This window comes from Acidimicrobiales bacterium (genome assembly GCA_036378675.1).
In the GTDB taxonomy this organism is placed as follows: Bacteria; Actinomycetota; Acidimicrobiia; order Acidimicrobiales; family Palsa-688; genus DASUWA01.
The window spans coordinates 1-6,754 of sequence record DASUWA010000038.1 but is presented as its reverse complement, the minus strand read 5'-3'; the positions used below and the strand labels follow the sequence as shown (position 1 = coordinate 6,754).

The window sequence follows — 6,754 nt, the reverse complement described above, 5'->3', positions numbered from 1 at the left end:
CTCCGGCGGGGCGATCCACGCCTCGGCCAGGCGTCCCATGCGCAACAAGTCAACCAAGTCGGCCGCGTCGCGCTCGTCGTTCTTCACCCGCCGGTTACCCCAGTTGTTGCCCAACGGGTGGGCCAGATGCACCTTGGCCCCCATCTCGGTCAGCACATCAACCGCCCAGTACCAGCCGAACGTGGCCTCGATGACCACCTCCGGCTCCGGGCCGGCAGCGCCGACCGCTTCGGCCAACGCCAACGGGTCGTTGACGATCTGGGTCTTGGAGACCAACTCGCCCTGGGCGTTCTTTCGCACGATGACCGACCGGCGGCGGTGCAGGTCGATACCCACATACTCTTTATTCACGGGAACCTTCTTTCGTCGTGAGGGTGTTGCTGTGGAAGGCCCGAGTGTGCCAACACCCGGTCCCTCCCGGCGAGAGAAGGACCCAACCCTCTTCGACATAGGCGGCGGCTCAGCGCACCAGCCGAACCAACCCGCAAACAGCGGCGACCCGCTGCTTCATCGCATCACGTCTGTGAGCCCCGCGATAGTCGTGCTCGGAGGACCTAGCGACCGGCCAGTTGTGCCACTACGGGGGTCATATCGTCGATGGCTGCGTCGAAGACGACTACGTACGAAATGCCAAGCCGTTCGCGGTTAGCGACGAGCTTGTCGGCGACCTCGCTCACCGATCCTATGAGGGTGAGTGGGCTGCCGCGGATGACGTCGGGCTTGACGCCGAGGGTTGACGCCAGGGAGGAGATGGTCGATTCAGGATCGCCGCCTATCGAGGTGACCTGAGTCAAGATGTTGAATTCGAGTTCGTCGAATCGAGGACCGGCCTTTTCACGAACGAATCGCACCCGTTCCATCAAAGCCTCCGGGGTGGCACCGGTCGGAGCAAGAGAAGAGCCAGTCCAGGTGAGACCCGTGAGGCCAATGATGTCTGCTTCGGTGGCCGCGAGAGACAGGATCATGTCACCGTGACCTCCGATCAGCAGCGGCGGATGCGGGGATTGGCGCGGAGCTGCAACCGCCGTGGGTCCTTCCTCGTCTCCAGATCCCGGCAGACGCGGGTGTCCGGCCCACGCGTCCTTCATTGTCGCCACGGCCTGTCGAAGTCGAGCGGCGCGCACGGACGGCCGGTCGTAGGCAAGTCCAAGGAGTCGGTATTCCGGCTCGTTCCATCCAGAACCGAGACCCAGCTCGAGTCGCCCGTCGGTGAGCAAATCGACAGTGGCGGCTTCCTGGGCGAGTCGCAAGGGATGGAAGAAGTCGTTATTGACAACCAGGTTGCCCACTCGCAGGTCCGTAGTCACATCGGCTGCTGAAATAAGAGGAGCGAACGTGGAGGCGCCGCCCAGGTGATCGGGGACCAAAACCGTCGACCACCCCTCTGCTTCTAGGCGACGGGCTCTGTCTTGCCATGCAGACCGAGAATGGATCGCTGTCGTGTTGACCCCAAAGCGGAACGGGCGCGGCATAACCCCTGTCTATCTGGTCCAGAGTCCCGCCGCAGCCGCTCCAGCACAGCGCCAGCCCCCGGGACGTCACCCCGTATCCTGCACCGCAGAACGCGCGATCCGGAATCCGGCCGTAAGCACGAGCTAACGAGCGCAGATCACCTCGGGCGTCCACGCGTCTGACGCGGGTGCACCCACGATCGACCCCTAGGTTTCGTCACGACAGTTGCTCGAGCAGGCTTACGAGGGCTCGCCGTTGGCTGGTTGAGAGTGGAGCTAGGAATGCCTCCTGGACTTCAGCGAGTCTGGTGTCGAGTTGCTCCAACAAGCGGGACCCGCTCTTGGTGATTGTCACGATCTTTCGCCGCCGGTCGAGGGGGTTCGTTCGGCTGGAGGCCATCCCTCGCGCGAGCAGATCCTTCATGGTTGCGACCACTTCGCTTTCGTCGATTCCGGTGTGCCGACCGAGGTCGGCCTGGCTACTCGCCCCGTACTGGTCCAGAGCCGCCAGGATCCGAAAGTGGTAACCGCGGACCCCTTCAGCTGCGAACCGCTCGGATAGCAACGCCTGCGCGCGGGCGTTGGCCTGGCTCAGTAACCAGGTCGGCTTTCCGGCGACCCTCTTGAGGGGCGGCATGCACTCATCCTAGATCGTTGGAATACCCAACGACCTCCATTCGTTGGACCATCCAACGAGTCAGAAATCCTGGAGGTAAGATGCCCACTCCATTTGGCCCTCAACTCATCGGTGAAACCGAAAAGACCCTAAACGCGCTGCTCCAACGGTTCCTGGAACCCACGGGGCTTACTGAGCCCGAATGGGTGACGCTGCGGTTAGCCAGGCAGCTCGACGGCGAGGTCGATGCCGACGGCCTCCAGCTAGCGCTCACCGATCAGGCATACTTCACGAACGCCGAAGACCTCGTGGAACACCTAACCACCCGTGGTCTGCTCGATGACGGCAGGCTCACGCCTTCCGGCAACGAAATAGCCGCCGGCGTTCAGGCCAGGATCACAGAGGTCGCAGGGTCGATTTGGGAGGGCCTCCCTGACGCCGACGTCGCTTCAGCCGCCAGCGTGCTCAACGAGATCATCACCCGAGCCCGGCAGGTTCTGGGACTTCCGCAAAACCGCGAGTGATAGCAAACCCAGTACCACCTAAAGGACTCCGACCCTATCGAGTAGCCGGCGCGGTCGTCTCCGAAGGTTTCATCGTTCACGCCAGAACGAGCGATCGAGAATCCGGGCCGTGCCAGCGCAACATGAGCACCGAACGGCACTTCTTGGATGGGTTCGCTGTCGGGCGAGCCAGACGGCGAATTCAGTCAACTCAGACCAAGATCGAGGGCAGCAATTAGTTTCTTCGGCGCAACAGCTCGGAAAGCTTCTTCGCAGACGGCCGCCACCTCGTCCCAGTCGACTTCGCCATCGAGACGTATGCCGATCCAGCCGCGTCCTCCTACATAAGGCGGCCGGAAGAAGCGGTCAGGCTCGGTTGTGAGAAGTTCTGTTTGAGCTCCCGGTGGTGCGGCGCACCAGAGATGTGGGAAGTCGTGATCATGGTGGCCATTGGGCCATAGCATTAAGAACTGTTTGCCCCCGAAGAAAGCCGGCGATCCATGGCTCAGTCGCTCAGAGACCCCCGGAAAAGCCAAACAGATCGCGCGGATCCGATCCTCAAGATTCATTGCGGCCATCGAGTCGAAGCTAGCGCTCCCAGGAGAAGCTCGCTTCAAAATGCGCGCATCAGAATCTGGGCCAACCGAGCGCATTGATGCGCCGAACGGCAACTCCCGGAGCCGATAGCCGAGACGCAGAGATATAGGCGACGCCGTAATCTGAGTTATGGTGTGGAGGGAACTCGTGGGGACGTGTTCAGGTGTGGGCTACTTTGCTGCCACAGTTCCGTACATTGCGGTCTCGATCAAGAAGACGGTCCGCCCGCATGTGCTGGCATAGGGTGCCGGGGCGGTTGTTAGCGGCATTGCGTTTTCGGCCCAGGTGATTACCGATCCGACCTGGTCAGCGGCAGTGCCAGGCGCATCGTTTCTCTATTGCTGGCTGATCGCAGGGATCGCCTTCAAGAACGGATCCAGAGTCGCCGGCCGCCTCGAGTTCGTCAGCCTTGTGCTCGCCGCCGTTGCAATATTCGCTTGGCAGATCACCTCGAGCCCGTCGGTAGCCATCCTTCTGGCCATCGTCGCGGACAGCTTGGCGTGCGTAGCGATGATCCTTAGACCTACCGGGACCCCAAGTCGGAGATCCCGGTTCCCTTCCTGATCTCTGCCCTCGCCGCGGCCGCCGGCGCCACGGCCGCCCTCCATACGAGTTTCGTTGACATCGGCTGGCCGATCTACCTGATGGCGCTGAACCAATTAATTTGGCTTGCTTGCCTTCGGAACGTTCCGGGACAAAACGAATGCCACGGATGACCATCTAGCCATAACCTCGCCGGGTCTCAACGCAGATTGTGCGCCCGATAGTCCTGCTGGCTGATCCACCTTCAGGATGCAGAACGGCACCGCGGGCGCTGTCCCAGCTACGCAGCGACCAGGGCCAACCTAGGATGCGTCAAGGTGAGGTTCTGAGTCGGCTTCGACCAGCTTGGCGGCTTGGCGAAGCATGACGGGCAGTCCTCGCTGATGGAGGCCCGCTATGAGAGCCCATACTGATCGGGCAACGAGAGGCCGGTCGTAGCGCAGGGACAGTGACACCGAGACTTGGCCGGCCTCGACCAGGCACACCGCTTGGCAAGATGCGTACCACGAGGAGGTTTCAGCTCGGATCCAGTTGTCCCCGCGTTGGGTGATCTTCCAGCCTTGTATGTAGTCGTGCGATTGGCTTGGTCCGAGACGCAAACCCATCAGGCGCCACAGGCGTCTGGCATTGCGCCGCGATACCGGGGCCTCTTCAAGGACGGCCCTCGCCCATCCCTCTGCTGATCTCTCCCCGGCTCGAGGCGTCTGGAGGGTGACAAGATCGGCGTAATCGGGCTCGGCGAGGGTGATGAGCGAGCGCACCACCTCCGGCACCTCGTCTACGCCTACCAAGCTCGACACCGACGCTGCGTGTGTTACTCCGACTTCCACGGTTCCTCCTCCACTCATACGCTCGCCTATCCTCGATTTGCTCCATACGTAGGCGTATGGGCTACCATACGCCAACGTATGGTAATACGCCAACCCGCCAAACGGCAGTTGACGCCCGACGATTGGGCCAGAGCTGCATTTCGAGCAATGGGGCGAGGCGGGGTCGATGCCGTGGCGATAGAGCCCATTGCTGCCGAACTCGAAGCGACCAAGGGCAGCTTCTACTGGCACTTCAAGAACCGTGACTCTCTGATCGAGGCGGCGCTTTCCGAATGGGAGAGGAAGCTCACTGATACGGTCATCGAGAGACTGAATCAGGAGCCGGACCCGGCCGAGCGGCTGAAGCTGCTCTTCGCCGGCGCTTCGGAGATGCCATCGCCAGACCGGGCCGCGGAACTCGCAATCCTCGCCAACCCTGAGCACCCCATCGTCCGCCGAGCGGCCCGTCGGGTTTCGCAGCGACGCATCACGTATATGGCCGCCCAGTTCGAACAGCTCGGGTGGGACTCGACCGAGGCTCTCGATCGAGCGGTGCTGGTGGGCTCCATCTACGTTGGGCTGCTTCAGGCCAAACACCTGGTTCCCCATCTGGTCAGCGGTGACGCTCGCCAGAGGCAATTCGATCTGGCCTTCAGCGCCCTCGTGACAACTGACCTCGGGGCGTCGATGAGGTGAGCAAATGAACCTCCACCTCGGGAACGCCCCAGCTACGAGCGACGGGGTGCTGCGAGTAACTGCAGTCGCTTGTGCCATTGCGGTTGGAGTGCACGGAATGGATCATCTCCGTCGTGGCCTTTCAGCCTCCCCCAAGTCGGTTGTTATTGGCGGTTTCATCCAGGCGGTGCTCGTCGCAACTGCGGTTGTGCTGACTTTCACCCGCTACCGTCGTACCCCCGAGATCGCCATCTTCGTTGGCTTTGGAAGTGCCATCCTTTTCACCTATGCTCACGTGCTGCCCAAGTGGATTCATTTCCTGAGCGACAGCTTCGTGTCTGCGCCCCATTCGGGTGTGACGTGGTTCTCGTGGTTAACCGCCGTGATCGAAATCACCGCCGATAGCGCCTTCGCTCTCGCAGGCGTGAGAGCAATAAGGACTAGGCAGGAGCCGGCTGCAAGGATCGTCGACGTGGCTGATCGGGGACTCCCCAGAACATCCGCTCGATAATCCGAGCCCCAGCCAGTCACCAAGGAGCCGATCGGCACTTCGGGTGATCTACTAGAAATAGTCAGATGGCGACTAGATCGATATGGCGATCAAGTTGTCGCAGATCGTCGGGATCGGAGGTGATCACTCTGGCATCTCGTTCGCGGGCGACTACCACCACCGAAGCATCAATGACGTCAGATGTCTGGGCGACTCCGCACAATTGGCCCGCCTCTCGAGCGCGTCGGTCATCCAGCGCGACTATCTCGCACAGCGGGGATCCGAGGAGCCTCGCGAGGCGGGCCTGACGAGCACCGTCTCGCCAAGCCTGCCCCACCACTCCTGCCGGTACCACCAAGGTGTCGTTATGTTCGAGGGCGCGAGCGACGATGGCCACGACGCGCCTGTCGTTGCGTTCAAATCCGACCAATGCTCCGGTGTCAAGAATCGCGCCTCTCATCGTCCCAAAGCACGATCGGCCGCTTTGCGCTCAGCAGCTGTCAAGCGTCCTCCGGTCTCTGCGAGCATCTCTTCCAAGAGCGACGCTAGATCGTCGAGCTTGGCTTGCTCCTCAAGCGCGCGAGCAACATAAGCACTGACGCTGGCCGCTCTACCAGCGGCTACCGCCCGTTGAGCTTGTTCCACCAGTTCGGTGGGCAGGCTAACGGCAATCTTGCTGGTGGTCATACCACCTATCATACCACGGGAGCGGCCCGGCGGGCTAAGGGTTCGGAGACGCCCGAACACACGCCCAAGAAACCGTCCGACTGCCCAGATTCTGAAGCGCAGAACGGCATGTCTGAAGAAGCGGGTTTTGTCAAGCAGAGTCTCCGCCCGCGGAGTCCGTTTTGGTTTGTGTTCGTGATGCCGGGCGAGTGTTAATTGACGTGTGGGCGCGCGAGGGTGACGCTCGGCGAGTGGGTCGTCGGGGGTAGGGCGGTCAAGGCCGCCCGGAGGGGAAGCCTTGAGGGCCCGGTCAGTCCGGTCGAGATAATGGATATTGAAGTCCCGTCAGGGGACTTCTGGTCGCGTTCGCCGGCTTTGTGCGCGGTGGACGCGTTGCGCGGTCG

Annotated in this window: 11 protein-coding genes; 4 read left to right on the top strand and 7 right to left on the bottom strand. The window is 61.9% G+C overall.

The window, feature by feature from the left end:
* The 3 genes from VFZ97_13085 to VFZ97_13075 form a co-directional block, all read right to left on the bottom strand.
* Nucleotides 1-351: transposase (locus VFZ97_13085; GenBank protein HEX6394367.1), on the bottom strand; the 351-nt coding region annotated here is incomplete at its 3' end.
* A gap of 203 nt (nucleotides 352-554) precedes the next feature.
* Nucleotides 555-1,472, bottom strand: coding sequence for a TIGR03621 family F420-dependent LLM class oxidoreductase (locus tag VFZ97_13080; GenBank protein ID HEX6394366.1), 918 nt, complete (start codon nucleotides 1,470-1,472; stop codon nucleotides 555-557).
* A gap of 196 nt (nucleotides 1,473-1,668) precedes the next feature.
* Complete coding sequence (locus VFZ97_13075) at nucleotides 1,669-2,088, bottom strand: MarR family transcriptional regulator (protein ID HEX6394365.1); 420 nt, start codon at nucleotides 2,086-2,088, stop codon at nucleotides 1,669-1,671.
* A gap of 80 nt (nucleotides 2,089-2,168) precedes the next feature.
* On the opposite strand from VFZ97_13075, the gene VFZ97_13070 reads away from it, so the two are divergent.
* Complete coding sequence (locus tag VFZ97_13070; GenBank protein HEX6394364.1) at nucleotides 2,169-2,591, top strand: hypothetical protein; 423 nt, start codon at nucleotides 2,169-2,171, stop codon at nucleotides 2,589-2,591.
* Between the two features lie 185 nt (nucleotides 2,592-2,776).
* Here the strand turns inward: VFZ97_13070 and VFZ97_13065 are convergent, their stop codons facing one another.
* Complete coding sequence (locus tag VFZ97_13065; GenBank protein HEX6394363.1) at nucleotides 2,777-3,148, bottom strand: MmcQ/YjbR family DNA-binding protein; 372 nt, start codon at nucleotides 3,146-3,148, stop codon at nucleotides 2,777-2,779.
* Nucleotides 3,149-3,452: 304 nt separating this feature from the next.
* Between VFZ97_13065 and VFZ97_13060 the strand changes: the two genes are divergently transcribed.
* Nucleotides 3,453-3,731, top strand: a complete 279-nt coding sequence (locus tag VFZ97_13060) for a hypothetical protein (GenBank protein HEX6394362.1) — start codon at nucleotides 3,453-3,455, stop codon at nucleotides 3,729-3,731.
* A gap of 281 nt (nucleotides 3,732-4,012) precedes the next feature.
* Here VFZ97_13060 and VFZ97_13055 read toward each other — a convergent pair whose 3' ends face one another.
* Nucleotides 4,013-4,540: a hypothetical protein gene (locus VFZ97_13055; GenBank protein HEX6394361.1), complete on the bottom strand. Its 528-nt coding sequence runs from the start codon at nucleotides 4,538-4,540 to the stop codon at nucleotides 4,013-4,015.
* A 78-nt stretch (nucleotides 4,541-4,618) separates the two neighbouring features.
* On the opposite strand from VFZ97_13055, the gene VFZ97_13050 reads away from it, so the two are divergent.
* The gene (locus VFZ97_13050; GenBank protein ID HEX6394360.1) at nucleotides 4,619-5,215 is read left to right on the top strand and encodes a TetR/AcrR family transcriptional regulator; all 597 of its coding nucleotides are present in this window, start codon (nucleotides 4,619-4,621) and stop codon (nucleotides 5,213-5,215) included.
* 4 nt (nucleotides 5,216-5,219) lie between these two features.
* Nucleotides 5,220-5,705, top strand: a complete 486-nt coding sequence (locus tag VFZ97_13045; GenBank protein ID HEX6394359.1) for a hypothetical protein — start codon at nucleotides 5,220-5,222, stop codon at nucleotides 5,703-5,705.
* Nucleotides 5,706-5,766: 61 nt separating this feature from the next.
* Here the strand turns inward: VFZ97_13045 and VFZ97_13040 are convergent, their stop codons facing one another.
* Both VFZ97_13040 and VFZ97_13035 read right to left on the bottom strand, forming a co-directional pair.
* On the bottom strand, nucleotides 5,767-6,144 hold the full coding sequence (locus VFZ97_13040) for a PIN domain-containing protein (protein ID HEX6394358.1): 378 nt from the start codon (nucleotides 6,142-6,144) through the stop codon (nucleotides 5,767-5,769).
* The gene (locus tag VFZ97_13035; protein ID HEX6394357.1) at nucleotides 6,141-6,371 is read right to left on the bottom strand and encodes a hypothetical protein; all 231 of its coding nucleotides are present in this window, start codon (nucleotides 6,369-6,371) and stop codon (nucleotides 6,141-6,143) included. Before VFZ97_13035 ends, VFZ97_13040 begins: the two co-directional genes overlap by 4 nt.
* Between the last annotated feature and the right edge of the window lie 383 nt (nucleotides 6,372-6,754).

What these genes read in the sequence shown, in the direction of transcription:
- VFZ97_13040 (HEX6394358.1), bottom strand. Translation starts at nt 6,144, where the DNA reads ATGAGAGGCGCGATTCTTGACACCGGAGCATTGGTCGGATTTGAACGC.
- VFZ97_13075 (HEX6394365.1), bottom strand. Translation starts at nt 2,088, where the DNA reads ATGCCGCCCCTCAAGAGGGTCGCCGGAAAGCCGACCTGGTTACTGAGC.
- VFZ97_13065 (HEX6394363.1), bottom strand. Translation starts at nt 3,148, where the DNA reads ATGGCCGCAATGAATCTTGAGGATCGGATCCGCGCGATCTGTTTGGCT.
- VFZ97_13080 (HEX6394366.1), bottom strand. Translation starts at nt 1,472, where the DNA reads ATGCCGCGCCCGTTCCGCTTTGGGGTCAACACGACAGCGATCCATTCT.
- VFZ97_13045 (HEX6394359.1), top strand. Translation starts at nt 5,220, where the DNA reads ATGAACCTCCACCTCGGGAACGCCCCAGCTACGAGCGACGGGGTGCTG.
- VFZ97_13050 (HEX6394360.1), top strand. Translation starts at nt 4,619, where the DNA reads ATGGTAATACGCCAACCCGCCAAACGGCAGTTGACGCCCGACGATTGG.
- VFZ97_13070 (HEX6394364.1), top strand. Translation starts at nt 2,169, where the DNA reads ATGCCCACTCCATTTGGCCCTCAACTCATCGGTGAAACCGAAAAGACC.
- VFZ97_13035 (HEX6394357.1), bottom strand. Translation starts at nt 6,371, where the DNA reads ATGACCACCAGCAAGATTGCCGTTAGCCTGCCCACCGAACTGGTGGAA.